This window comes from Streptomyces sp. NRRL F-525, from assembly GCF_000716605.1.
Lineage (GTDB): Bacteria > Actinomycetota > Actinomycetes > Streptomycetales > Streptomycetaceae > Streptomyces.
In genome coordinates, this window is record NZ_JNXE01000018.1 from 49,668 (window position 1) to 75,154 (window position 25,487).

Sequence of the window (25,487 nt, forward strand, 5' to 3'; positions counted from 1 at the left end):
AATACGCCGGTGCGGGTGCCCAGTTCGGGCGTCGGCACCGGCGTTCGTCTGTGGTGGGGTGCCTTGGCTTCGCTGCCGACGGGCCGTCAACTCACCGGTGCGGGGTGCCTGTACGGGCGTGCCTGGTGGATTGGGCCGGAGGTTGGTCAACGGTGGCCGATCGACGTGAGGGGGCGGCAGGAGGCGGGCCGTGAGGGTTTCCGCTGGGCGAGTGGATGCCGGCCCTTGCGTTCCCGGGAGGATGTACGGGCTCGTCCGAGGGCGTCGGCATTGGCGTGTTTTCTGCCGGGGTGCAATTGCCGTCGATGCCGACGGGCCGTTAATTCGCCGGTGCGGGCCCCGTCCGGGCGTGCTCGGTGGATCCGGCCCGGAGGGAATCGACGACGACCGGTCTGCACGAGGGAGCCGACGGCTGACGGTCGAGGGCAAGGCTGCGAGGGCTCCCGCCGGGCGAACGCGTGCCGGCGCTTGCGCCTTTGAGGAAGACCCGGCCTCCTCGGAAGCCCCTGGCGCTGACGCTTCTCCGCTGCGAGCGCCCTCGTCTCGATGCCGGCGAGCTGTCGATACACCGGTGCGGGCGCCCCTTCAGCCTGTCGGCTGATCAGGCCGGGGAGAATCAACGACCCGCGTCCCTCAAGGGGAACGCCCCGCGCCCAACCTGTGCCCCTCAAGGAGATCGGCCGGGCCTGCCTGAGGATCCGCGCGCCGACGTGTGTCCGTCTTGGGCGCCGCATACCTCGATACCGCTCCATCCCGCCCAGCCCACGAGTAACGCCGCCTGCCCCCCGGAGGGACCCCCGTCCCCCCTCCCCACCCCGTCCCGATCCGCCGCCCCCGCCAAAGTTCAACACCCCGCCGTTTGAACCTCCTTGAGGCCCCCTTGACTCGATCATGAAGTGTCATGAGCCTGGCAACTGTTCGCCGCTGTGGTGAACGATTGCTAGGGGGATTCATGAGACACAGAGCGAGATCGATCCTCGCTGTCGGCGCCCTCCTGATCGCCGGGGCGAGCATCGCACCCATCGCCCAGGCGCAGGGCGGGAGTTCGACGAAGTCCGACCCCGCCGAGGTCAAGGTCTTCCACGCCGACGTCACCCAGAAGCAGATACCCCTGCTCCTGAAGGCCGGACAGGACGCCCACGAACTCGGCGACAACCAGTTCTCGGCCTCCGGCAAGACAGCCGTAGAGGTCTACCTCACCGACCAGCAGGCCCAGAAGCTGGAGAAGCAGGGCGTCGACCTCACCGAGCACACCCTGTCGGCCAAGGCCGAGACGCGGGTCGAGGACGCGGCGCAGGGGGTGTTCCGCCCGTACAGCGGAAGCGGCGGGCTGGAGGAGGAGATCCTCAGGACCGGGCAGGCCAACCCCGGTCTCACCAAGGTCGAGTCCATCGGCAAGACGATCGACGGCCAGGACATCCTCGCGCTCAAACTGACCAAGAACGCGAAGAAGACCAAGGACGGCTCCAAGCCCTCCGTGCTGTACGTGTCCAACCAGCACGCGCGCGAGTGGATCACGCCGGAGATGACCCGCCGGCTGATGCACTACTACCTGGACAACTACAAGACCGACAAGCGCATCAAGAAGATCGTCGACTCGACCGAACTGTGGTTCGTGCTGTCGGCCAACCCGGACGGCTACGACTACACCTTCCAGAACTCCGACACCCGCCTGTGGCGCAAGAACCTGCGGGACGTCAACGGCGACGGCACCATCTCCACCGGTGACGGCGTCGACCTCAACCGCAACTTCGCCTACAAGTGGGGCTACGACGACGAGGGTTCGTCCCCCAACCCCACCAGCGAGACCTACCGGGGCGCGAGCCCGAACTCGGAGCCGGAGACCGCCGCGCTCGACGCCTTCGAGAAGCGCATCGGCTTCACCTACGGCATCAACTACCACTCCGCCGCCGAACTCCTCCTCTACGGAGTCGGCTGGCAGGTCGCGACCCCGACCCCGGACGACGTGCTTTACAAGGCCCTCGCGGGCACGCCCGACAACCCGGCGATCCCGGGCTACCGCTCGCAGGTCTCCTCGGAGCTGTACACGACCAACGGCGAGGCGGACGGCCACGCGTCGAACGTCAACCACATGTCGATGTTCACCCCCGAGATGTCGACCTGCCAGACCGCGTCGAACATCGACCCGAACGACGCCTGGAACGCGGCCGACTGCCAGTCCGTCTTCAACTTCCCCGACGACGAGAAGCTGATCCAGGACGAGTTCGAGAAGAACATCCCCTTCGCGCTCTCCGTCGCCGAGACGGCCGTCCACCCCGACCAGCCGACGTCGTCGGTCGGCCTCAGCGCCGCCGACTTCACCCCGGCCACCTTCCCGACGTCGTACTCGCGCGGCGCCGACCAGGAGGTCTCCGTCGTCGTACGGAAGTCCGTGCGCGACAAGGAGCTCAAGTACCGCGTCAACGGCGGCCGTACGGAGGACATGGCGCTGAAGCCCTGGAAGGGCGGCCAGACCTACGGCGGGGACGACAACCTGTACTTCGACGAGTACCGGGCCAAGGTCAAGGACGGCGACCCGGGCGACAAGGTCGAGGTCTGGTTCACCGGCGAGACGAAAGCCGGGAAGCCCACCTCCAGCGCGCACTTCACCTACACGGTGGCCAAGCGGGCCGCGGCCGACACGCTCTTCGTCGCCGAGGAGGCCGCCGCCGCCACCCAGGCGCAGACCTACGTAGACGCGCTGAAGGCGGACGGCCGCAAGGCGGTCGTCTGGGACGTCGCCACCCAGGGCGCGCCCGACGCGCTCGGTGTGCTCGACCACTTCAAGACGGTCGTCCACTACTCGGGCACTGCAGGACCGGGCAACGACACCCAGCTCCAGCTGCGCGCCTTCCTCAACGAGGGCGGCAAGCTGATCGAGGCCGGCGAGCAGGCGGGCGGCTCCGTCGACCTCGGCGACGGCACCCCCTCGAACGACTTCAGCCAGTACTACCTGGGCGCCTATTCGCGTACGTCCCTCCCCGGGGCCACCGGCTTCACCGGCTCCGGCAAGCTCGCCGGCTTCACCGGGCCGCTCAGCGGCGCGCCCGGCAACCCGCTGGACCGGGCGGGCAGTTACAGCGTCACCTCCGACTCGCTGTCGCCCACCGCGTACCCGCAGTTCGCGAGCGCGGGGGCGGGTCAGTTCGCCGGGACCGTCAACCCGTACGGCCCGTATGCGGGCTCCTACATGGCGGCCGCCGTCCACACCGACGACGCCTACAAGCGCCTCACCCGCACCATCGACCTCTCCGGGGTGAGCGCCGCCGACAAGCCCACGCTGCGCAGCGAGCTGCTGTGGGACACCGAGCCCGGCTACGACCACGCCGTCCTCGAGATCCACACCACCGGGGCCGACGACTGGACCACGCTCCCGGAGGTCGGCGGCGCCACCAGCACCGCCCTGCCGTCCGAGTGCGAGGCCGGCTTCCTGGTCGCCGAGCACCCCTGGCTCAAGCACTACCTGACCTTCTCCACCAGCGGCTGCACCGCGACCGGCTCCACCGGTTCGTGGAACAGCTTCACCGGCTCCTCCAGCGGCTGGCAGCAGGTCGGCTTCGACCTGAGCGCCTACGCCGGCAAGTCGGTCGAGGTCTCGCTCAGTTACATCACCGACCCGGGCTCCGGCGGCCACGGCGTCCTCGCCGACGAAACCTCGCTCGTCGTCGGCGGTACGGCGACCCAGACCGAGGGCTTCGAGACCTCCCTGGGGGCCTGGAGCGTGACAGGGCCGCCCCCGGGCAGCCCGGCGGTCCTGAAGGACTGGACCCGCACCGGAGCCCTGTTCCAGACGTACGGCGCCGTCACCACCGACCGCACCGTGCTGCTCGGCTTCGGTCTGGAACAGGTCACCTCGGCGAGTGACCGGGCAGCCCTCCTCAAGAAGGCGCTGAACGCTCTGACCAGCTGACCCTGTGTGACGATGTCATGAACATCAAGGGCGGTCCGTACCCCTACTGGCGGGTACGGACCGCCCTGCCGTGTATGGGGCATCTCGATGTCACCACGGCGGGCTCAGGAGGGTAGGGTCGTAGGCGGTCGGGGACATCCCATACAACTCGCCGGCACTGAGCCGGCGTACCAACGAGGAGATCGGTTCGTGACGATCCGCGTAGGCATCAACGGCTTTGGCCGCATCGGTCGTAACTACTTCCGCGCGCTGCTGAAGCAGGGTGCTGACATCGAGATCGTGGCTGTCAACGACCTGGGTGACACCGCGACCACCGCTCACCTGCTCAAGTACGACACCATCCTGGGCCGCCTCCAGGCCGAGGTGTCGCACACCGCCGACACGATCACCGTCGACGGGCACACGATCAAGGTGCTGTCCGAGCGCAACCCCGCCGACATCCCGTGGGGCGAGCTGGGCGTCGACATCGTCATCGAGTCGACCGGCATCTTCACGAAGAAGGCCGACGCCGAGAAGCACATCGCCGGCGGCGCCAAGAAGGTCCTCATCTCGGCTCCGGCCAAGGACGAGGACATCACGATCGTGATGGGCGTCAACCAGGACAAGTACGACGCGGCCAACCACCACGTCATCTCGAACGCCTCCTGCACCACCAACTGTGTGGCGCCGATGGCCAAGGTTCTCGACGAGAACTTCGGCATCGTCAAGGGCCTGATGACGACGGTCCACGCGTACACGAACGACCAGCGCATCCTGGACTTCCCGCACTCGGACCTGCGCCGCGCGCGTGCCGCCGCCGAGAACATCATCCCGACCACGACCGGTGCCGCCAAGGCCACCGCCCTGGTCCTCCCGCAGCTCAAGGGCAAGCTGGACGGCATCGCGATGCGCGTCCCGGTCCCGACCGGTTCGGCCACCGACCTGGTCGTCACGCTGCAGCGCGAGGTCACCAAGGACGAGGTCAACGCCGCGTTCAAGAAGGCCGCCGACGACGGCGACCTCAAGGGCTACCTGTCCTACACCGAGGACCCGATCGTCTCCTCCGACATCGTCGGCGACCAGGCCTCCTGCACCTTCGACTCCCTCCTGACCATGGTCCAGGAGGGCAACACGGTGAAGATCCTCGGCTGGTACGACAACGAGTGGGGCTACTCCAACCGCCTCGTCGACCTCACGGTCTTCGTCGGCGGCCAGCTCTAACTCCCAGAGCAGGCAACTCGATGTGAGTCAGGGCTCGGGCAGCGCACGCCGCGCTGTCCGAGCCCTTGCTACGTAGTGTCCGAACGGCTGCTACGTAGTGATCGATCAGCCCTCTCGGATCTGAAGAGCCCTCCCTAGGAGTCCCTTTATGAAGACGATCGACGAACTTCTCGCCGAAGGCGTGGACGGCAAGCGGGTCTTCGTCCGCGCCGACCTGAACGTCCCGCTGGCCGACGGCCTCATCACCGACGACGGCCGCATCCGCGCCGTGCTGCCCACCGTCAAGGCCCTCGTCGAGGCGGGCGCCAAGGTGATCGTGGCCTCGCACCTGGGCCGCCCCAAGGGCGCCCCGGACCCGGCCTTCTCCCTCCTCCAGCCGGCCGAGCGCCTCGCCGAACTCCTCGGCGCGCCGGTCGCGTTCGCCCAGGACACCGTCGGCCCCGCCGCCCACGACGCGGTGCGCGGCCTCGAGCCCGGCCAGGTCGCGGTCATCGAGAACCTGCGCTTCAACGCGGGCGAGACCTCCAAGGACGACACCGAGCGCGGCGAGTTCGCCGACCAGCTCGCCGCCCTGGCGGATGTCTACGTAGGGGACGGTTTCGGTGCCGTGCACCGCAAGCACGCCTCCGTGTACGACCTCCCGGCCCAGCTGCCGCACTACGCCGGCTACCTCATCGCCACCGAGGTCGGCGTTCTGAAGAAGCTCACCGAGGACGTCAAGCGGCCCTACGTGGTGGCGCTCGGCGGCTCCAAGGTCTCCGACAAGCTCGCCGTCATCGACCAGTTGCTCGGCAAGGCCGACCGCATCCTCATCGGCGGCGGCATGGCCTTCACCTTCCTCAAGGCCCAGGGCTACGAGATCGGTGCCTCCCTGGTACAGGACGACCAGATTCCCGCCGTCACCGAGTACGTCGAGCGCGCCGCGAAGAACGGCGTCGAGCTGGTCGTCCCGGTCGACGTCGTGACCGCGTCCGCGTTCCCGGACCTGAAGACGAAGGCCCCGTCCCACCCCACCACCGTCGCCGCGGACGCCATCCCCGCCGACCAGATGGGCCTCGACATCGGTCCCGAGACCGGTGCCCTGTACGCCTCGAAGCTCGCCGACGCGGCCACCATCTTCTGGAACGGTCCGATGGGCGTCTTCGAGCACCCCGACTACGCCGAGGGCACCAAGGCGGTCGCCCAGGCCCTTCTCGACTCCCCGGCCTTCACGGTCGTCGGCGGTGGCGACTCCGCCGCGGCCGTCCGCATCCTGGGCTTCGACGAGAACGCATTCGGCCACATCTCGACCGGCGGCGGCGCCTCCCTCGAATACCTCGAGGGCAAGACGCTCCCCGGCCTCGCCGCACTGGAGGACTGACCTTAATGAGCACGCGCACGCCGATCATGGCGGGCAACTGGAAGATGAACCTCAACCACCTCGAGGCCATCGCCCATGTCCAGAAGCTCGCCTTCGCCCTCGCGGACAAGGACTACGAGGCCGTCGAGGTCGCCGTCCTGCCGCCCTTCACCGACCTGCGCTCCGTGCAGACCCTGGTCGACGGCGACAAGCTCAAGATCAAGTACGGCGCCCAGGACATCTCGGCGCACGACTCCGGCGCCTACACCGGCGAGATCTCCGGTGCGATGCTGGCCAAGCTCAAGTGCACGTACGTGGCGATCGGCCACTCCGAGCGCCGCCAGTACCACGCCGAGACCGACGACATCGTCAACGCCAAGGTGAAGGCCGCCTACAAGCACGGCCTGACCCCGATCCTCTGCGTCGGCGAGGAACTCGACATCCGCGAGGCGGGCAACCACGTCGCCCACACCCTCGCCCAGGTCGAGGGCGGCCTCAAGGACGTCCCGGCCGAGCAGGCCGAGTCCATCGTCATCGCCTACGAGCCCGTCTGGGCCATCGGCACCGGCAAGGTCTGCGGCGCCGGCGACGCCCAGGAGGTCTGCCAGGCCATCCGCGGCAAGCTCGCCGAGCTGTACTCGCAGGAGCTGGCCGACCAGGTCCGCATCCAGTACGGCGGCTCCGTCAAGTCCGGCAACGTCGCCGAGATCATGGCCCAGCCCGACGTCGACGGCGCCCTGGTCGGCGGTGCCTCGCTGGACGCGGACGAGTTCGTCAAGATCGCGCGCTTCCGCGACCAGTGAGTCCGGCCGCGTGTAGGCGGTAGCGACGATCCGTCGTACTCTTGCGGGGGCATAGCGCCAGCCGCTATGCCCCTGTCGTCCATCCGAATCCGAGGAAGTTGGTCCAGCCGTGGTTTTGGGGTTCTCGATCGCCCTGATCGTCTTCAGCCTGCTGCTGATGCTGCTGGTGCTGATGCACAAGGGGAAGGGCGGCGGTCTCTCCGACATGTTCGGTGGCGGCATGGCGTCGTCCGTCGGCGGCTCGTCGGTCGCCGAGCGCAACCTGGACCGCATCACCGTGGTGCTCGGTGTGCTCTGGTTCGCCTGCATCGTCGTGCTCGGCCTGCTGATGAAGACGAGCTGACCGCACGTTCCTTCGCACATTCCGTACGTAAGGCCCCATGTTCGGTACGCGCAGCTGAGCGCGGCCTATCATGGGGCTTGCGTCTAGGTGTAGGGGCTGTAACTCCAACCACTGGACGCGCGTTGGGCCTTACGTAGACTGAGGCGCTCGCAACGGAGCGAAACGCCGACTCGCTTCGCGGCACCATCACGCAGGGAGTTACGACCGTGGCAAGTGGCAACGCGATCCGTGGAAGCCGGGTCGGGGCGGGGCCGATGGGCGAGGCCGAGCGTGGCGAGTCCGCGCCCCGGCTGCGCATCTCCTTCTGGTGCTCGAACGGGCACGAGACGCAGCCCAGCTTCGCCAGCGACGCGCAGGTTCCCGACACCTGGGACTGCCCGCGCTGCGGCTTCCCGGCCGGACAGGACCGGGACAACCCGCCGGACCCGCCGCGCACCGAGCCCTACAAGACGCACCTCGCGTATGTACGGGAGCGGCGCAGCGACGCGGACGGCGAGGCGATCCTCGCCGAGGCGCTCGCCAAACTGCGGGGAGAAATCTAGGAGTTGAACCGGCCGGACGCCCACAAGGTGTCTGGCCGGAGCTGTTTCGCAGCCCGGTGGCCGACCCGCCCCCGGACCGATTGTCAGTGGTGCCCTCTACGGTTTGTGAAGTGACGAATCGTGAGGGGGAGTGGTGACGACGGTCGAGGTGACGGGCAGTCATGTGCCCGCGTGGCGCGGGGGGTTCGGGCGGCTGTGGAGCGCCGCCGTGATCTCGCGGTTCGGGGACGCGCTGCGTACGGCCGCGCTGCCGCTGCTCGCCGTGCGGCTCACCGACGACCCGCTCGTCATCGCCTCCGTCACCGCCTGCGGATACCTCCCCTGGCTGCTCTTCGGCCTCCTCGGCGGGGCCGTCGCGGACCGGGTCGACCAGCGGCGCGCGATGTGGGCCGTGGATTCGGTACGGGGCCTGCTCGTCGCGTGCTTCGCGCTCGCCGTCGGACTCGGCCACGCCTCGATCCCGCTGCTGCTCGCCCTCGCCTTCTGTCTGACCACGCTCCAGACCCTCTTCGACAACGCGTCCACGGCCCTGCTGCCGTCCCTGGTGGACCGCGAGGCGCTGGGCAGCGCCAACGCCCGGCTGATGACCGGTCAGCAGCTCGCGGGCGGCCTGCTGGCCAGTCCGCTGGTGCCGCTGTTGCTGACGGCCGGGGCCTTCATGCCGTTCGCGGCCGACGCGAGCACCTACCTCCTGGCCGCCGCCCTCGTGGCCTCCCTGCGCACCCGCCCGCCCGAGCGGGAGCCGCGCCCGGCCGGCAGCACCCTCAGGACCGAGATAGGGGAGGGCCTGCGTGCCCTGTGGAGTGACCGCACCCTGCGCGCGACCTGCGTGGCCACCCTGTTGTGCAACATCGGCATGGGCGCGCTGATCGCCACGCTCGTCCTGCACGTGACGCGCTGGCTGCACGCGGGCAACGCCGGATACGCGGCCGCGATGACCGCGTACTCGGCCGGCAGCTTCTCCGGGGGCTTCGTCGCCCAGCGGATGGCGCGCCGCCTCGGCCGGGTCCGGACGCTGCTGCTGGCCGGGACCGTCCAGACGTCGTCGCTGCTGCTCATGGGGACCGTCCGCCACCTGGGCGCGCTGGTCGTGGGCATGCTGCTGCTCGGCGCGCTGAACATGGTGTGGAACGTCAACCAGGTCACCCTGATGCAGCAGCGCAGCCCCGCGGCCATGGTCGGCCGCATCGCCTCCGCGTTCCGTACGTCCTCGACGTCGGGAGCCCCGCTCGGCGCCCTGCTCGGCGGAGCCGTGGCGGGGAGCTATGGACTGAACGGCCCCGCCCTGCTCGCGGCCGCCCTCTTCGGGCTCGCCGTCGCCTCGTTGATACCCGCGGTCAAGCCGGACGTACCTGTTGTTGCCCCGCAGGACGACGGGACGACCGCTCGCGCCGCGAGTTGATCAATTAGGTTGGGACAGGCCCCAGGTCGGTAGGAAAGAAGGCTGAAGTCGCAATGAACGCAGACGGCCGTACCAGGCTCAACCAGACGCCCGAGTGGACCGCCTTGGCCCAGCACCGCGAGGAACTCGGCGAGGTGCAGCTGAGGGAGCTGTTCGCCGCCGATCCCGGGCGCGGCACCGGCTACACCCTCAAGGTCGGTGACCTGCACCTCGACTACTCGAAGCACCTCGTCACCGACGAGACCCTGCGGCTGCTGCACGCGTTGGCCGCCGCGACGGACGTGTTCGGCCTGCGGGACGCGATGTTCCGCGGCGAGAAGATCAACGTCACCGAGGACCGCGCGGTCCTGCACACCGCGCTGCGCGCCCCGCGTGACGCGGTGATCGAGGTCGACGGCGAGAACGTGGTGCCACAGGTCCACGCAGTCCTCGACAAGATGGCCGGCTTCGCGAACCGGGTCCGCTCCGGCGGGTGGACCGGCCACACCGGCAAGCGCATCAAGAACGTCGTCAACATCGGCATCGGCGGCTCCGACCTCGGTCCCGCGATGGCGTACGAGGTGCTGCGCAGCTTCACCGACCGCGGCCTGACGGTCCGGTTCGTGTCGAACGTGGACGGCGCCGACCTGCACGAGGCCACCCGCGACCTCGACCCGGCCGAGACGCTGTTCATCATCGCCTCGAAGACCTTCACCACCATCGAGACGATCACCAACGCGACCTCGGCCCGCGACTGGCTGCTCACCGAGCTCAAGGCCGGTCAGGACGCCGTGGCCAAGCACTTCGTGGCGTTGTCCACGAATGCCGGCAAGGTCAGCGAGTTCGGCATCGACACGGACAACATGTTCGAGTTCTGGGACTGGGTCGGTGGGCGTTACTCGTACGACTCGGCGATCGGCCTGTCGCTGATGATCGCCATCGGCCCGGACCGCTTCCGCGAGATGCTCGACGGTTTCCACCTCGTCGACGAGCACTTCCGCACCGCGCCCGCCGAGTCCAACGTGCCTTTGCTGCTTGGCCTGTTGGGTGTCTGGTACGGCAACTTCCACGACGCCCAGTCGCATGCGGTGCTGCCCTACAGCCACTACCTCTCCAAGTTCACCGCGTATCTGCAGCAGTTGGACATGGAGTCGAACGGCAAGTACGTGGGCCGGGACGGCCAGGAGGTCGACTGGCAGACCGGGCCGGTGGTTTGGGGTACCCCGGGGACGAACGGGCAGCATGCGTACTACCAACTCATCCACCAGGGAACGAAGTTGATCCCGGCGGACTTCATCGGCTTCGCCGAGCCGGTGGCCGAGCTGAGTGACGGGCTCAAGGCGCAGCACGACCTGCTGATGGCCAACTTCTTCGCGCAGACACAGGCGTTGGCGTTCGGCAAGACGCCGGACGAGGTGCGGGCGGAGGGTGTGGCGGAGGAGCTGGTGCCGCACAAGACGTTCAAGGGCAACCACCCCACGACCACGATCCTGGCCCGCGAGCTGACCCCGTCGGTGCTCGGGCAGCTGATCGCGCTGTACGAGCACAAGGTGTTCGTCCAGGGCGCGGTCTGGAACATCGACTCCTTCGACCAGTGGGGCGTCGAACTGGGCAAGGTCCTCGCCAAGCGCGTCGAACCCGCCCTGAGCGAAGGCGCGGACGTACCGGGTCTGGACGCGTCGACGACGGCCCTGGTCGCCAAGTACCGCGAGCTGCGCGGGCGTTGAGACACCGAAGAGCCCGTACGACCGAGGTCGTACGGGCTCTTCAACAGGTTGCCGCCTAGCCGGTGTAGCAGCCGGTATCAGGCCGAAGCCGGCGGATACAGCGCGCGGGGCAGCTGGGAAGCCGCCGCCGCGTCCAGCAGCCACAGGGTGCGGGAGCGACCCTGCGCACCGGCCGCCGGTGCCTGGATCTCACCCGCGCCGGACAGGGCGATCGCCGCGGCCTCCGCCTTGTCCTCGCCGGCCGCGAGCAGCCACACCTCGCGGGCGGAGCGGATCGCCGGGAGGGTCAGGGTGACCCGGGTCGGCGGCGGCTTGGGCGCGCCGTGGACGCCGACGACCGTGCGCTCGGTCTCCCGTACGGCGGGCAACTCCGGGAAGAGCGACGCCACATGGGTGTCCGGGCCGACGCCCAGCATGAGGACGTCGAAGGTCGGGACCGAACCGTGGTTCTCGGGACCGGCGGACCGGGCGAGTTCCTCGGCGTAGCCTGCCGCCGCCGCTTCCACGTCGTTGCCGTAGAGACCGTCGGACGCGGGCATGGCGTGCACGCGCTTCGGGTCCAGCGGCACCGCGTCGAGCAGTGCTTCGCGGGCCTGGGTGACATTGCGCTCCGGGTCGCCCTCGGGCAGGAACCGCTCGTCGCCCCACCACAGGTCGAGGCGGCCCCAGTCGACGGCGTCCCGGGCGGGCTGACCCGCCAGGGCTGCCAGCAGACCGTTGCCGTTGCGACCGCCGGTGAGCACGATCGAGGCGTAGCCGCGCGAGGCCTGCGCGTCCACGATCTTCGTGATCAGGCGGGCCGCGGCGGCCTGGGCCATCAGTTCCTTGTCGCGGTGGACGACGAGTTGGGGAGTGCTCACTGATCAGCCTTCTTGACCGGGGGCATCTTCGCGGGGGTGGGCCGGTCGGCGCCCCCGCTCTCCGGGGAGGACGGCTGCACACCGGTCGCCGCCGGCTCCGTGACCGCCCGCACCGGCAGCGCCGGCACCGGCTGAGCAGCCGCCTCCGCCCGCTCCGCCGCCGACTGGATGCCGCCCAGCCGGTCCACGCCGAACCGCAGCGCGGACGCGTAGGTGTCGTCCGGGTCGAGCCTGCGCAGCTCCTCCGCGAGGAGTTCGGACGTCTCGCGGCGCTTGAGCGCCACCGCGCGGTCCGGCTGGCCGGGCAGGGCCAGGGTGGCCATCGCCCCGTCGGAGCGGTGCAGCGTGATGGGGCCGCCGGTCGTCTCCAGGCGGACCTGGGTCAGACCGGGACCTGCGGAGACCGCACGCCGGACATGCACGTGCAGGCGGTCGGCGAGCCACATCGCGAGCAGTTCGACGCTCGGGTTGGACTCCTCGCCCGCCACCTCGACGGAGACGATCTCGGAGTCGACCTGGTCGAGCGCGGCGGCCAGCATCGAACGCCACGGGGTGATGCGGGCCCAGGCCAGGTCGGTGTCGCCCGGCTCGTAGCTCTCGGCGCGGGACCGCAGCTCGTCGACGGGCTTCTCCGCCGCATAGCTGTCGGTGACCCGGCGCTGGCTCAGGGCGCCCAGCGGGTCGTTCGCCGGGTCGCGCGGCGCGTCCACCGACCACCAGACCACCACCGGCGCGTCCGGCAGCAGCAGCGGCAGCACCACGGACTGGGCGTGGTCGGAGACCTCGCCGTAGAGCCGCAGGATGACCGTCTCGCCGCTGCCCGCGTCCGCGCCCACCCGCACCTCGGCGTCGAGGCGGGACTGGGTGCGGTTGCGGGACGAACGCGAGACGCGCTTGATGACCACGAGCGTGCGCGAGGGGTGCTCGTGCGACGCGTCGCCCGCGGCCTTCAGGGCGTCGTAGGCGTTCTCCTCGTCCGTGACGACGACGAGGGTGAGCACCATGCCGACGGCCGGGGTGCCAATGGCGCGGCGGCCCTTGACGAGCGCCTTGTTGATCTTGCTGGCAGTGGTGTCGGTGAGGTCTATTTTCATGGCCGACGCCAGCTCCGTCCCTCTCGTGCGAGCATTTCGTCCGCCTCGACCGGACCCCACGTCCCGGACTGGTACTGCGCGGGCTTGCCGTGCTTGTCCCAGTACTGCTCGATCGGGTCGAGGATCTTCCAGGAGAGCTCGACCTCCTCGGTGCGCGGGAAGAGGTTCGAGTCGCCGAGCAGGACGTCGAGGATCAGGCGCTCGTACGCCTCCGGGCTGGACTCCGTGAACGACTCGCCGTAGGCGAAGTCCATGGAGACGTCCCGGATCTCCATCGAGGTGCCGGGCACCTTGGAGCCGAAGCGGACCGTGACGCCCTCGTCGGGCTGGACGCGGAAGACGATCGCGTTCTGGCCCAGCTCCTCCGTCGCCGTCTGGTCGAAGGGGGAGTGCGGGGCGCGCTGGAAGACCACCGCGATCTCGGTGACGCGGCGGCCCAGGCGCTTGCCGGTGCGCAGGTAGAAGGGGACGCCCGCCCAGCGGCGGTTGTCGACCTCGACCTTGATGGCGGCGTAGGTGTCGGTCTTCGACTTGGGGTCGATGCCGTCCTCCTGGAGGTAGCCGACGGCCTTCTCGCCGCCCTGCCAGCCCTCCGCGTACTGCCCGCGGACCGTGTTCCTGCCCAGGTCCTTCGGCAGCCGTACCGCGCCGAGCACCTTCTCCTTCTCGGCGGCCAGCGCGTCGGCGGAGAAGGAGGACGGCTCCTCCATCGCGGTCAGCGCCATCAGCTGGAGCAGGTGGTTCTGGATGACGTCACGGGCGGCGCCGATGCCGTCGTAGTACCCGGCCCGGCCGCCGATGCCGATGTCCTCGGCCATGGTGATCTGGACGTGGTCCACGAAGGACCGGTTCCAGATCGGCTCGAACATCGTGTTGGCGAAGCGGAGCGCCAGGATGTTCTGGACGGTCTCCTTGCCGAGGTAGTGGTCGATGCGGAAGACCTGGTCCGCGGCGAAGACCTCGTGCACGACCTTGTTGAGGTCCTCGGCCGACTTGAGGTCGTGGCCGAAGGGCTTCTCGATGACCGCGCGGCGCCAGGAACCCTTCTCCTGGTCGGCGAGACCGTGCTTCTTCAGCTGCTGGATGACGACCGGGAAGGAGCGCGGCGGCACCGACAGGTAGAAGGCGAAGTTGCCGCCCGTGCCCTGGGCCTTGTCCAGTTCGTCGATCGTGTCGCGGAGCCGCTCGAACGCGTCGTCGTCGTCGAAGGTGCCCTGGACGAAGCGCATCCCCTGGACGAGCTGCTGCCAGACCTCCTCACGGAACGGCGTACGGGAGTGCTCCTTGACCGCGTCGTGGACCTCCTGTGCGAAGTCCTCGTGGGCCCACTCGCGCCGGGCGAAGCCGACGAGCGAGAAACCCGGCGGCAGCAGACCACGGTTCGCGAGGTCGTACACGGCGGGCATCAGCTTTTTGCGTGACAAATCGCCTGTGACGCCGAAGATGACCAGGCCCGACGGCCCCGCGATACGCGGGAGCCGTCGGTCTGCGGGGTCACGCAGCGGGTTGCTGCTCGACAAGGTTTCAGCCCTCCGAGGGGGCGAGGCGCGCAAGCTCCGCCTCGGTCGACTTGAGCAGGTCGGTCCAGGCCGCCTCGAACTTCTCGACGCCCTCGTCCTCCAGCAGCTGCACGACCTCGTCGTACGAGATGCCCAGCGCCTCTACGGCGGCGATCTCGGCGCGCGACTGCTCGTACGTGCCGGAGATGGTGTTGCCGGTGATCTGGCCGTGGTCGTCGGTGGCCTCGAGGGTGGCCTCCGGCATGGTGTTCACCGTGTTCGGCGCCACCAGGTCGTCCACGTACAGGGTGTCCTTGTACGCCTTGTCCTTGACGCCGGTCGAGGCCCACAGCGGACGCTGCTTGTTGGCCTGCGCCTTGTCCAGGGCGGCCCAGCGGTCCGAGGAGAAGACCTCCTCGTACGCCTCGTAGGCGAGCCGCGCGTTGGCGAGACCGGCCTTGCCGCGGGCGGCCTTGGCCTCGTCGGTGCCCAGCGCGTCGATCCGCTTGTCGATCTCGGTGTCCACGCGGGACACGAAGAAGGACGCCACGGAGTGGATCTTCGAGAGGTCCAGGCCGCGCTCCTTGGCCTTCTCCAGGCCGGAGATGAACGCGTCCATGACCTCGCGGTAGCGCGCCAGCGAGAAGATCAGCGTCACGTTGACGCTGATGCCGAGGCCGATGACCTCGGTGATCGCCGGCAGGCCCGCCCGGGTGGCCGGGATCTTGATCAGGGTGTTCGGCCGGTCCACCAGCCAGGCCAGCTGCTTGGCCTCGGCGACGGTCGCCGCCGTGTTGTGCGCCAGGCGCGGGTCGACCTCGATGGAGACCCGGCCGTCCTGGCCGCCGCTCGTGTCGTAGACCGGCCGCAGGATGTCGGCGGCGTCACGGACGTCCGCCGTCGTGATCATGCGGATGGCTTCCTCGACGGTGACCTTGCGGGCGGCGAGGTCGGCGAGCTGCTGCTCGTAACCGTCGCCCGACGAGATGGCCTTCTGGAAGATCGACGGGTTGGTGGTGACGCCCACGACGTGCTGCTGGTCGATCAGTTCGGCGAGGTTGCCGGACGTGATCCGCTTGCGCGACAGGTCGTCCAGCCAGATCGCGACGCCTTCCTCGGAGAGGCGCTTGAGTGCGTCTGTCATGGAAAATGCATCTCCTACGTGTCGTTTGTCAGCGTCAGCTCTGGGCGGCGGCGATGGATTCCCGGGCCTTCTCAGCCACGTTCTCGGCAGTGAAGCCGAACTCCTGGAAGAGCACCTTGCCGTCGGCGGAAGCCCCGAAGTGCTCCAGGGAAACGATGCGACCGGCGTCCCCGACGAACCGGTACCAGGTCAGACCGATCCCGGCCTCGACCGCGACCCGCGCCTTGACGGACGGCGGCAGCACGCTGTCCCGGTACCCCTGGTCCTGCGCGTCGAACCACTCCACGCAGGGCATGGACACGACCCGCGTCGGAACCCCGGAGGCCTCCAGCTGCTCGCGCGCCTCGACGGCCACGTGCACCTCGGAACCCGTACCGATGAGGATCACCTCGGGCGTACCCGTGGAGGCCTCGAACAGGACGTAACCGCCCTTGGCGGTGTCCTCGTTGGCGTCGTACGTCGGCACGCCCTGGCGCGTCAGCGCGAAACCGTGCGGAGCGCCCTCGCCGTAGACCTTCGTGTAGCGGCGCAGGACCTCGCGCCAGGCGATGGCCGTCTCGTTGGCGTCGGCCGGGCGGACCACGTTCAGGCCCGGGATGGCGCGCAGCGAGGCCAGGTGCTCGACCGGCTGGTGGGTCGGGCCGTCCTCGCCGAGACCGACGGAGTCGTGCGTCCACACGTACGTCACCGGCAGGTGCATCAGCGCGGAAAGCCGGACCGCGTTGCGCATGTAGTCGGAGAAGACGAGGAACGTGCCGCCGTAGGCACGCGTGTTGCCGTGCAGCGTGATGCCGTTCAGCTCCGCGCCCATGGAGTGCTCGCGGATGCCGAAGTGGATCGTGCGGCCGTACGGGTTCGCCTCCGGCAGCGGGTTGTCCGCCGGGAGGAACGACGACGTCTTGTCGATCGTCGTGTTGTTCGAACCCGCGAGGTCGGCCGAGCCGCCCCACAGCTCCGGGATGACCGCGCCGAGCGCCTGGAGCACCTTGCCGGACGCGGCACGGGTGGCGACGGACTTGCCCGTCTCGAAGGCGGGAAGCTGCTCTTCCCAGCCGGCCGGCAGCTCGCCCGCGCGGATGCGGTCGTACTCGGCCGCGCGCTCCGGGTTGTTGGTGCGCCACTCCTGGTACGACGGGTCCCACGCGGCCTTGGCCTCGCGGCCCCGGTCCAGCGCCTGGCGGGTGTGCTTGAGGACCTCGTCGGAGACGTCGAAGGACTTCTCCGGGTCGAAGCCGAGGACACGCTTGGTCGCGGCGACCTCGTCGGCGCCGAGCGCCGAGCCGTGCGCGGCCTCGGTGTTCTGCGCGTTCGGCGCGGGCCAGGCGATGATCGAGCGCATCGCGATGAACGACGGCTTGTTCGTCACCTTCTTCGCGGCCTCGATGGCGTTGTAGATGGCGTGCGGGTCGAGGTCGCCGTCCGGCTTCGGGGCGACGCGCTGGACGTGCCAGCCGTAGGCCTCGTAGCGCTTGACGGTGTCCTCGGAGACCGCGGTCTCGGTGTCGCCCTCGATGGAGATGTGGTTGTCGTCCCACAGGAGGACGAGGTTGCCGAGCTCCTGGTGGCCGGCCATGGAGGAGGCCTCCGCGGAGATGCCCTCCTGGAGGCAGCCGTCACCGGCGATGGCGAAGATGAAGTGGTCGAACGGGGACTCGCCCTGCGGAGCGTCCGGGTCGAACAGGCCGCGCTCGTAGCGGGCGGCCATGGCCATGCCGACGGCGTTGGCGACACCCTGGCCCAGCGGGCCGGTCGTCGTCTCCACGCCGGTGGTGTGGCCGTACTCGGGGTGCCCCGGGGTCTTGGAGCCCCACGTGCGGAACGCTTCGAGGTCGGCCAGCTCCAGGCCGAACCCGGCCAGGTAGAGCTGCGTGTAGAGGGTCAGGGACGAGTGGCCGGCGGACAGCACGAACCGGTCGCGCCCCACCCAGTCGGCGTCGGCGGGGTCGTGGCGCATCACCTTCTGGAAGAGGGTGTACGCGGCCGGGGCCAGGCTCATCGCCGTACCGGGATGGCCGTTACCGACCTTCTGTACGGCATCGGCGGCCAGGACGCGGGCGGTGTCTACGGCCCGCTGGTCCAACTCGGTCCACTCGAGGTCTGTTGTGGTCGGCTTGGTGCTCACCCTGGGTCAGGGCTCCTCTCCACATGTCACGCATGTCGGATGCCGGTGCACTTGGCGCCCACCGGCCGTTGTCGAGCCTACCCCCGTAAGAACGCGCATTTTTTCGAGTCATTCCAGACTGCCGGGACTCTCGCGGATCCGCCTCCCGACTGGTCCGTTTCGCATTCGGCAACTGAATACGGAGGTGCTCGTTCGAGTGCTCAACAGAGTGCCGATCAGCTCTTCCGGGGGTGCCGTCCAACACGACCCCACCCCCGCGAATGTCCGGGTCTGGGCAACGTCTACAGTGGCGTGGTACGCGTGAGCCTTTACGGGGAGTTCACACCCGAAGGCTTGCTGGGATGTCTCTGTCAGGGGTGTGCGTGACGGCCGTTGAATCCCGTCCAGCGGGGATTGTCGGGGCGAGCCAGAGCCCGAGCCGGCGGCCGATCGGGGCCCGGGTCATGGCGTTCGTGGCGTTGACCAAGCCGCGGATCATCGAGCTGCTGCTGATCACCACCGTTCCGGTGATGTTCCTGGCCCAGCAGGGTGTTCCCGACCTCAAGCTGGTCCTCCTCACCTGCGTCGGCGGCTACCTGTCCGCGGGCGGCGCCAACGCGCTCAACATGTACATCGACCGCGACATCGACGCGCTCATGGACCGCACCTCGCAGCGCCCCCTGGTCACCGGCATGGTCAGCCCCCGCGAGTGCCTCGCCTTCGGTATCTCACTGGGTGTCATCTCGACCCTGCTGTTCGGCCTGACGGTCAACTGGCTGTCGGCCTGGCTGGCGCTCGGCGCACTCCTCTTCTACGTCGTCGTCTACACGATGATCCTCAAGCGCCGTACCTCGCAGAACATCGTGTGGGGCGGCATCGCGGGCTGCCTGCCCGTCCTCATCGGCTGGTCCGCGGTCAAGGACTCCATGTCCTGGGCCCCGATCATTCTTTTCCTCGTCATGTTCTTCTGGACGCCGCCGCACTACTGGCCGCTCTCCATGAAGGTCCGCGACGACTACGCGCGCGTGGGCGTGCCGATGCTCCCGGTCGTCGCCTCCAACAAGGTGGTCGCCCGGCAGATCGTGATCTACAGCTGGGTCATGGTCGCCGTCTCGCTCCTGCTGACGCCCCTCGGTTACACGGGCTGGTTCTACACCCTGGTCGCGCTGCTGGCCGGCGGCTTCTGGCTGTGGGAGGCGCACGGGCTCCAGAACCGGGCCAAGGCCGAGGTGACGGGCGGCAAGCTCAAGGAGATGCGCCTGTTCCACTGGTCGATCACCTACGTGTCCCTGTTGTTCGTGGCGATCGCGGTGGACCCCTTCCTCAGGTAGGAGTCCTGCTGAGGCGGGAGTCACTCACCCCGCCCGTCGCCGTTCGATCTACCCGTCGGTAGCATCCTGGTCATGGCAGACACGCAGCAGGTTGACGCGAAGGCCGAGCGCCAGGTGGCCCGCCTCGCCCAGCAGATCGGCACCTTCTCCAAGTCCCACGGCGGCGCCGAGGCCCAGGTCGCCTACATCGGGGAACGCGGCGCCCGCATCGTCCTCGTAGGCGAGGACGGCGGCTGGGGCGACCTGGTCGCCACGACGTACGAGATCGCCCAGCAGGCGGTCGAGAAGTCCGGGATCACGGTCCACGAGGCTTTCGACGGCGAGTTCGCGGCCAAGGTGAAGACCGGGCCGTACGAGTGGAAGCGCATGGCAGGAATCCAGGTCGGCGGGTAGCGCCCCCAAAGGGGCGCGGGGAACTGCGCGACCAGCCACAACGGACCGTCGATCGCTGACGAACCCGCACCCCACCCCCATGGCGCCCCCTCACACGGGGTGTGTACAGGCAACACCTCACACCCGGTTCACCCGTTAGGCCCCGTACAAGCGACGCGGTCACTGCCACGGGGAGCCCGGATGATCGAAACGCCGTCCCTCGTGGACCAGTACTGTCACGGCGTACTGAGAACGGAGCTGGGCCTCGGCACCTTCGAGGCCCAACTCGCCCGCACCGAAGGCCCACCCGCCCCCGGCACCACCCTCTTCGACACCCAGACGGGCTTCGCGGTACGCCGATGGTGCCCACCCCTCCTCGGCCTGGAACCGCACTGCCCACCCGCCCGCTACCTCGCCCGCCGCCGTGAACTAGGCGTACTGGAAGCGGGCCGCAGGCTACTGCGCGGCAGCGGCATCACGACGTACCTGATCGACACGGGCCTGCCCGGCGACCTCACCGGCCCCGCCGAGATGGCGACGGCGGGCCAGGCGGACGCCCGGGAGATCGTCCGCCTCGAACTCCTCGCCGAACAGGTCGCCGACACCTCCGGCACGGTGGAGTCCTTCCTCGCCAACCTCGCCGAGTCGGTCCACGGCGCGGCCGCGAGCGCGGTCGCCTTCACCTCCGTGGCGGGCGTACGCCACGGTCTCGCCCTCGCACCCGAACCACCCGGCCCCGGCGAGGTCCGCGGCGCGGCGGCCCGCTGGCTGGCCGGGCGCCGCGTCGGCGGCACGCTCAGCGACCCGGTGCTGCTACGGCACCTGCTGTGGATCGCCGTAGCGTCCGGCCTGCCCCTCCAACTGCACGCCGGATTAGGCGAACCAGGCGTCCGCATCGACCGCACCGACCCCGTCCTGCTCACCGACTTCGTGCGGGCGACAGCCGGTCTCGGCACGGACCTGGTGCTGCTGCACAGCTACCCGTACCACCGGCACGCGGCCCACCTTGCCGGTGTGTTTCCACACGTCTACGCCGACTCCGGCGCCGCCCTCGTCCGCACCGGCGCCCGCGCCGCGACCGTGCTCGCCGAGATCCTGGAGCTGGCCCCCTTCGGCAAGATCCTCTTCTCCAGCGGGGCCCACGGACTGCCCGAACTGCACGTCGTGGGAGCGCGGTTGTTCCGCGAGGCGCTCGCGCGGGTGCTCGGCACCTGGGTCGCCGAGGGGGCCTGGTCACCGGCCGACGCGCAACGGGTCGCGGGACTGATCGCGGTCGGCAACGCGAAGAGGGTGTACGGGCTGGAGTGAGCTGTACAGACTGGGCCCATGCCGACCGACGCCTTGCTCGACCGCTTCCTGAACGAACTGGCCCCCCTGGAACCCGTCGCCGTGTGGGCCCACGGTTCGCTCGCCGGGGGCGACTACCAGGAGGGCCGCAGCGACCTGGACCTGATAGCCATCCTCGACCATCCCCTCAAGCCGAGCACCGCCCGACAGCTCATCACCCTGCACCGAGGGCTGCGCACCGACCCCCTCGCCGTCCGGCTGCACTGCAGCTACCTCGCCCCGGGGACGCAGGACGCCCCGAACCAGCGCCACCTCACCTGGGCCCACGACCACGTCATCCGCCGGCCCGTCACGCCTGTCACCCGGCGTGAACTGCACCAATTCGGGCGGGTGTTGCACGGCGGATCACCGAAGGACCTGCTGCCGCCCGTGACGGACCAGGAGCTGGCCGAGTTCGTCGTACGGGACCAGCGGGAGTACTGGCGACCGGCCGTCGACAAGCCGCAGATATGGCTCGAGAACGGCTGGGTCGACGTGGGCATGACCACCTTCGCCCGTGCGACCGTCACCCGCCGGGACGGCCGCCTGATCACCAAGCGCGAGGCCCTCGACCTGCTGCCCTCGCTGGGCGCTCCGGTGGAGGTCGTGGAGGACATCGTACGGAGGCGTTACGACGATCCGGTGCCGTCCGCCGCCTCCGTAGAGGGCGATTGGGTCCACCGCCGGGCGGAGCTGACCCGGGCCTATCTGGGCCCTGCGATCGACGACTGGGTGACCCGCTACGGGTGATGCCTCACGCGCGCGTGGGCAGCGACTGTTCCACCGACGGGCCCGGCAGGTCGGCCACGACCTCCGGCCGTTCGCGCAGCGACAGCAGCACGCGCAGCACCCCGATCCACACCAGGCACGAGCCGAGCATGTGGAGGGCGACCAGGGCCTCGGGGAGGTTCGTGAAGTACTGGACGTACCCGATGACACCCTGGGAGAGCAGGATCAGGAACAGGTCGCGGGCGCGGTCCAGGGGGCCCTTGGGGGCGTCGACCGCCTTGAGGACGAACCACAGGGCGAACGTCAGCGTGACCACGATCCAGGCGAGCACCGCGTGCAGCTTGGCGACCGTCTCCCAGTCGATCGGGATGCGGTCGACCTCCTTGGAGTCGCCCGCGTGCGGACCCGCGCCGGTGACCACCGTGCCGACCGCGATCAGCAGCACGGAGGCGGTGACCAGGAACCACACCAGCTGCTGCACGGCCTTGCCGACCAGCGGCTTGGGCTCCCCGTCACCCTCCCGGCTGCGCTGCCACATCAGCGTGGCGACCGCGATCAGCGCCGAGGAGAGCAGGAAGTGGGCCGCGACCGTGTAGGGGTTGAGGCCTACCAGCACCACGATCCCGCCGAGGATCGCGTTGCTCATCACGATCCAGAACTGCGCCCAGCCCAGCCGGGTGAGCGTGCGGCGGTACGGCTTCTCCGAGCGCGCGGCGATGATCGCCCAGCCGACGGCGGCGCACAGGACGTACGTCAGCATGCGGTTGCCGAACTCGATGGCTCCGTGGAAGCCCATCGCGCTGGTCGTCGTCAGCGAGTCGTCCGTGCACTTGGGCCAGGTCGGGCAGCCGAGCCCGGAACCCGTCAGCCGCACGGCGCCGCCGGTGACCACGATGACCACCGACATGACGAGCGCGGCGAGAGCCGCCCGCCGAACCGTCCGGGGATCCGGGGTCCAGCGTGCGGCGATGAAGGCGAGGGGGTTGCGCGCGGCGGCTACGACGTCGGCGGGGGTCACGTTGGGCACGGGGACCATCGTAGGGCGCCGCTTGTGCACGCGTTCACGAGGGTCCCCGGAGGCGCCGCTTCACTCCCAGCGGAAGAACTTCCCGGCCGCGGCCAGCCCTACGACGGCCCACACGCCCAGGATCCCCAGGTCGCCCCACGGCATCCCGGCCCCGTGCTGCAGCACGTCCCGCAGGCCGTCCGACAGCGCCGAGATCGGCAACAGCCCCAGCACGTCCTGGACCCCCGACGGGTACTTGTCCATCGGCACGATCACCCCGCCGCCGACGAGCAGCAGCAGGAACACCAGGTTCGCGGCGGCCAGCGTGGCCTCCGCCTTCAGGGTGCCTGCCATCAGCAGGCCGAGGCCCGAGAACGCCGCCGTGCCGAGGATCAGGAGCAGGAACACCGCGAAGGGGTTGCCGTGCGGGGACCAGCCCAGCGCGAAGGCGATGACCGTCAGCAGGACGATCTGGAGGATCTCCGTGACGAGCACTGACGCCGTCTTCGCGGTCATCAGACCCCAGCGGGGCAGAGGGGAGGACGCGAGGCGCTTCAGGACGCCGTAGCGGCGCTCGAAGCCCGTCGCGATGGCCTGGCCCGTGAACGCCGTGGACATCACGGCGAGCGCGAGGATGCCGGGGGTGAGGAAGTCGACGGACTTGCCCTTGCCGGTGTCGACGATGTCCACCGAGCTGAACAGCACCAGCAGGAGGGTCGGGATGACCACCGTGAGGAGGAGCTGCTCGCCGTTCCGCAGGAGCATCTTCGTTTCGAGGGCCGCCTGTGCCGCGATCATGCGGGGGAGCGGGGCCGCCCCGGGCTGCGGGGTGTACGTCCCCGGAACAGTCGTCGTCATGAGCGCAGCTCCTTGCCGGTCAGCTCCAGGAAAACGTCCTCCAGGGTGTGCCGTTCGACCGAGATCTTCTCCGGCATCACCCCGTGCTGCGCGCACCAGGAGGTGACCGTGGCGAGCAGTTGCGGGTCGACCTTGCCGCCGACGCGGTAGGAGCCCGGGGTCAGTTCGGCGGCCGTGGAGTCGGCCGGGAGGGCCTTCAGGAGGGAGCCGACGTCGAGGCCGGGGCGGCCGGTGAAGCGGAGGGTGTTCTCGGCGCCGCCGCGGCACAGGTCCTCGGGGGAGCCGTGCGCGATGACCTTGCCCGCGTCGATGATCGCCACGTCGTCGGCCAACTGCTCGGCCTCGTCCATGTGGTGGGTCGTGAGGATGACCGAGACGCCGTCCGTACGGAGGTCGCGGACCAGGTCCCAGGTCGCGCGGCGGGCCTGCGGGTCGAGGCCGGCGGTCGGCTCGTCCAGGAAGACCAGCTCCGGGCGGCCCACGACGGCCATCGCGAGCGCGAGGCGCTGCTGCTGGCCGCCGGACAGCCGCCGGTACGTCGTACGGCCGCAACTGCCCAGTCCCAGGCGCTCGATGAGCGCGTCCACCTCCAGCGGGTGCGCGTGCAGCTTGGCGATGTGGCGGAGCATCTCGTCGGCGCGGGCGCCCGAGTAGACACCGCCGGACTGGAGCATCACGCCGATTCTGGGGCGCAGTGCGGCGGACTCGCGGACCGGGTCGAGGCCCAGGACGCGCACCGTGCCGGCGTCCGGCCTCCGGTATCCCTCGCAGGTCTCGACGGTGGTCGTCTTGCCCGCCCCGTTGGGGCCGAGCACGGCGGTGACACCCGCATGGGCCACCAGGTCGAGGCCGTTCACCGCGGTTTTCGTGCCGTACCGCTTCACCAGGGCCTGGACCTGGAGCACGGGCTCGCTTCGCATGGGCCCGAGTCTAGGTACGCGGCCCGCGCCTCAGGCGGGCGGGTGCGGGATCTCCCCCGGACGGGATCTCCTCCTCGCGGGGGCGGTGCAGCGGCAACCACCGTTCCGCGTACGCCACGGCGTCCGCCACCAGGAACAGCCGGGCGTCGGCCGCGCCCACCTTCCCCCGGAGGACCGGACGGTCCCGTTCGAAGTCGTGGCCCAGTTCGTCGAAGCGGTCGGAGGTGATCGACACCTCGGTCACCGTCTCCCAGCCGTCCGGTCCCGGGCGGCCGACCTGGACCAGCGGGGAGGGGATGCGGTACTCGGCGAGATGGAAGCTGGTGCAGGCGTCGTAGCCCGCGCCGAGCAGCAGCACGCGCGCGTGGAGGCCCTCCAGGCGGGCCAGCGGGCTGCGCTCGCCGAGCCGGCAGTCGGTCGCGTGGTCGTCGAGGATCTCGGCCGCGCGGGGGCCGAGTGCCGCGAACGACGTCTGCGGGTGCGCCGAGCGCTCGGCGCCGGGCCAGGTGCGCACGGTCTCCGGGACGACGCCCACGCCGCGTGAGGGCGTGACGAGGGGGTCGTAGGGCGGCATGGAGGTGCGGATGGTGTCCCACCACTCGCGGGGGACCGGCGGGTTTCCCCAGTGGGCCGGGTCCGAGAGGTCGCCGGTCTGGGTGGGGACGACCAGGGTGCCGTCCGGACCGACGGCGTCGAGGAGTCCCTGGACGAGCGACACGGCGCCTCCGCAGACCCATCCGAGGGAGCTGAGGGAGGTGTGCGCGAGGAGGGTCTCGCCGGGGCGCACGCCCAGCTCGCGCAGTTGTGCGGCGACTGTGTCCCGGGTGACAAGTGGGCCGGTGGGAGGGGGTACGGGCATGGTCGTGGAGTCTCCGGAAGGGGGTCGAAGGGGCCGGTGGATTGATCGATCAAAGATCGTTTTCGCAGGTCAGATTAGGTATGCCTAAGTGATGCAGCGCACCGTCCATCCGTCGGGCGCGGGTTGCCTGCCTCTGAGGAATT

21 protein-coding genes are annotated in these 25,487 nt (G+C 69.6%); 12 read left to right on the plus strand and 9 right to left on the minus strand.

All coding sequences use genetic code 11. The annotated features are described in order from the left end of the window. The first annotated feature begins 952 nt into the window (after positions 1-952). From OO69_RS25560 to pgi, 8 genes are all read left to right on the plus strand, one after another. A complete protein-coding gene (locus tag OO69_RS25560) occupies positions 953-3,910 on the plus strand; it encodes a M14 family metallopeptidase (protein WP_033283114.1) in 2,958 nt (985 codons plus the stop codon). A gap of 189 nt (positions 3,911-4,099) precedes the next feature. Further along, entirely contained in the window at positions 4,100-5,110 is a 1,011-nt protein-coding gene (gap, locus tag OO69_RS25565) for a type I glyceraldehyde-3-phosphate dehydrogenase (protein ID WP_033283115.1), read from the plus strand. A 148-nt stretch (positions 5,111-5,258) separates the two neighbouring features. Continuing rightward, entirely contained in the window at positions 5,259-6,470 is a 1,212-nt protein-coding gene (locus OO69_RS25570) for a phosphoglycerate kinase (protein WP_033283116.1), read from the plus strand. A 5-nt stretch (positions 6,471-6,475) separates the two neighbouring features. Next, positions 6,476-7,252, plus strand: a complete 777-nt coding sequence (gene tpiA / locus OO69_RS25575; protein ID WP_033283117.1) for a triose-phosphate isomerase — start codon at positions 6,476-6,478, stop codon at positions 7,250-7,252. A gap of 109 nt (positions 7,253-7,361) precedes the next feature. Beyond that, on the plus strand, positions 7,362-7,595 hold the full coding sequence (gene secG, locus OO69_RS25580) for a preprotein translocase subunit SecG (RefSeq protein WP_078652560.1): 234 nt from the start codon (positions 7,362-7,364) through the stop codon (positions 7,593-7,595). 206 nt (positions 7,596-7,801) lie between these two features. Next, positions 7,802-8,137 (plus strand): RNA polymerase-binding protein RbpA, encoded by a 336-nt coding sequence (locus OO69_RS25585; protein WP_003957010.1) that lies wholly within the window; start codon positions 7,802-7,804, stop codon positions 8,135-8,137. 133 nt (positions 8,138-8,270) lie between these two features. After that, positions 8,271-9,539 carry an MFS transporter gene (locus OO69_RS25590; RefSeq protein ID WP_234444527.1) on the plus strand — a complete coding sequence of 423 codons (1,269 nt, stop codon included), beginning with the start codon at positions 8,271-8,273 and terminating at the stop codon, positions 9,537-9,539. A gap of 53 nt (positions 9,540-9,592) precedes the next feature. Beyond that, a complete protein-coding gene (pgi, locus tag OO69_RS25595; RefSeq protein ID WP_033283119.1) occupies positions 9,593-11,245 on the plus strand; it encodes a glucose-6-phosphate isomerase in 1,653 nt (550 codons plus the stop codon). 77 nt (positions 11,246-11,322) lie between these two features. On the opposite strand, the gene pgl is transcribed toward pgi, so the two are convergent. Genes pgl through tkt form a run of 5 tightly spaced genes read right to left on the minus strand, consistent with a single transcriptional unit; the run spans position 11,323 to position 17,964 of the window. Continuing rightward, a complete protein-coding gene (pgl, locus tag OO69_RS25600; RefSeq protein WP_033283120.1) occupies positions 11,323-12,105 on the minus strand; it encodes a 6-phosphogluconolactonase in 783 nt (260 codons plus the stop codon). Continuing rightward, positions 12,102-13,199 carry a glucose-6-phosphate dehydrogenase assembly protein OpcA gene (gene opcA, locus OO69_RS25605; protein ID WP_033283121.1) on the minus strand — a complete coding sequence of 366 codons (1,098 nt, stop codon included), beginning with the start codon at positions 13,197-13,199 and terminating at the stop codon, positions 12,102-12,104. Before opcA ends, pgl begins: the two co-directional genes overlap by 4 nt. Next, positions 13,196-14,719, minus strand: a complete 1,524-nt coding sequence (gene zwf, locus OO69_RS25610) for a glucose-6-phosphate dehydrogenase (RefSeq protein WP_033283122.1) — start codon at positions 14,717-14,719, stop codon at positions 13,196-13,198. Before zwf ends, opcA begins: the two co-directional genes overlap by 4 nt. A 4-nt stretch (positions 14,720-14,723) precedes the next feature. Continuing rightward, a complete protein-coding gene (gene tal, locus OO69_RS25615; RefSeq protein WP_033283123.1) occupies positions 14,724-15,842 on the minus strand; it encodes a transaldolase in 1,119 nt (372 codons plus the stop codon). 34 nt (positions 15,843-15,876) lie between these two features. After that, a complete protein-coding gene (tkt, locus tag OO69_RS25620) occupies positions 15,877-17,964 on the minus strand; it encodes a transketolase (RefSeq protein WP_033283124.1) in 2,088 nt (695 codons plus the stop codon). Between the two features lie 356 nt (positions 17,965-18,320). Here tkt and OO69_RS25625 point away from each other — a divergent pair, with 356 nt between their 5' ends. From OO69_RS25625 to OO69_RS25640, 4 genes are all read left to right on the plus strand, one after another. Next, positions 18,321-19,274, plus strand: coding sequence for a heme o synthase (locus OO69_RS25625; RefSeq protein ID WP_033283125.1), 954 nt, complete (start codon positions 18,321-18,323; stop codon positions 19,272-19,274). Between the two features lie 72 nt (positions 19,275-19,346). Then, entirely contained in the window at positions 19,347-19,667 is a 321-nt protein-coding gene (locus tag OO69_RS25630; protein WP_033283126.1) for a hypothetical protein, read from the plus strand. A gap of 180 nt (positions 19,668-19,847) precedes the next feature. Further along, complete coding sequence (locus tag OO69_RS25635; RefSeq protein WP_033283127.1) at positions 19,848-20,954, plus strand: amidohydrolase family protein; 1,107 nt, start codon at positions 19,848-19,850, stop codon at positions 20,952-20,954. Between the two features lie 18 nt (positions 20,955-20,972). Continuing rightward, complete coding sequence (locus OO69_RS25640; protein ID WP_033283128.1) at positions 20,973-21,722, plus strand: nucleotidyltransferase domain-containing protein; 750 nt, start codon at positions 20,973-20,975, stop codon at positions 21,720-21,722. Between the two features lie 4 nt (positions 21,723-21,726). On the opposite strand, the gene OO69_RS25645 is transcribed toward OO69_RS25640, so the two are convergent. From OO69_RS25645 to OO69_RS25660, 4 genes are read right to left on the minus strand one after another with little or no spacing between them, the layout of a single operon-like run. Then, positions 21,727-22,737: a COX15/CtaA family protein gene (locus OO69_RS25645; RefSeq protein WP_033283129.1), complete on the minus strand. Its 1,011-nt coding sequence runs from the start codon at positions 22,735-22,737 to the stop codon at positions 21,727-21,729. 51 nt (positions 22,738-22,788) lie between these two features. Beyond that, positions 22,789-23,565, minus strand: coding sequence for an ABC transporter permease (locus OO69_RS25650; protein ID WP_033283130.1), 777 nt, complete (start codon positions 23,563-23,565; stop codon positions 22,789-22,791). Beyond that, entirely contained in the window at positions 23,562-24,485 is a 924-nt protein-coding gene (locus tag OO69_RS25655; RefSeq protein ID WP_033283131.1) for an ABC transporter ATP-binding protein, read from the minus strand. The genes OO69_RS25650 and OO69_RS25655 overlap by 4 nt, the downstream gene beginning before the upstream one ends. A 10-nt stretch (positions 24,486-24,495) precedes the next feature. Continuing rightward, on the minus strand, positions 24,496-25,344 hold the full coding sequence (locus OO69_RS25660) for an aminoglycoside N(3)-acetyltransferase (RefSeq protein ID WP_033283132.1): 849 nt from the start codon (positions 25,342-25,344) through the stop codon (positions 24,496-24,498). Positions 25,345-25,487: the final 143 nt, after the last annotated feature.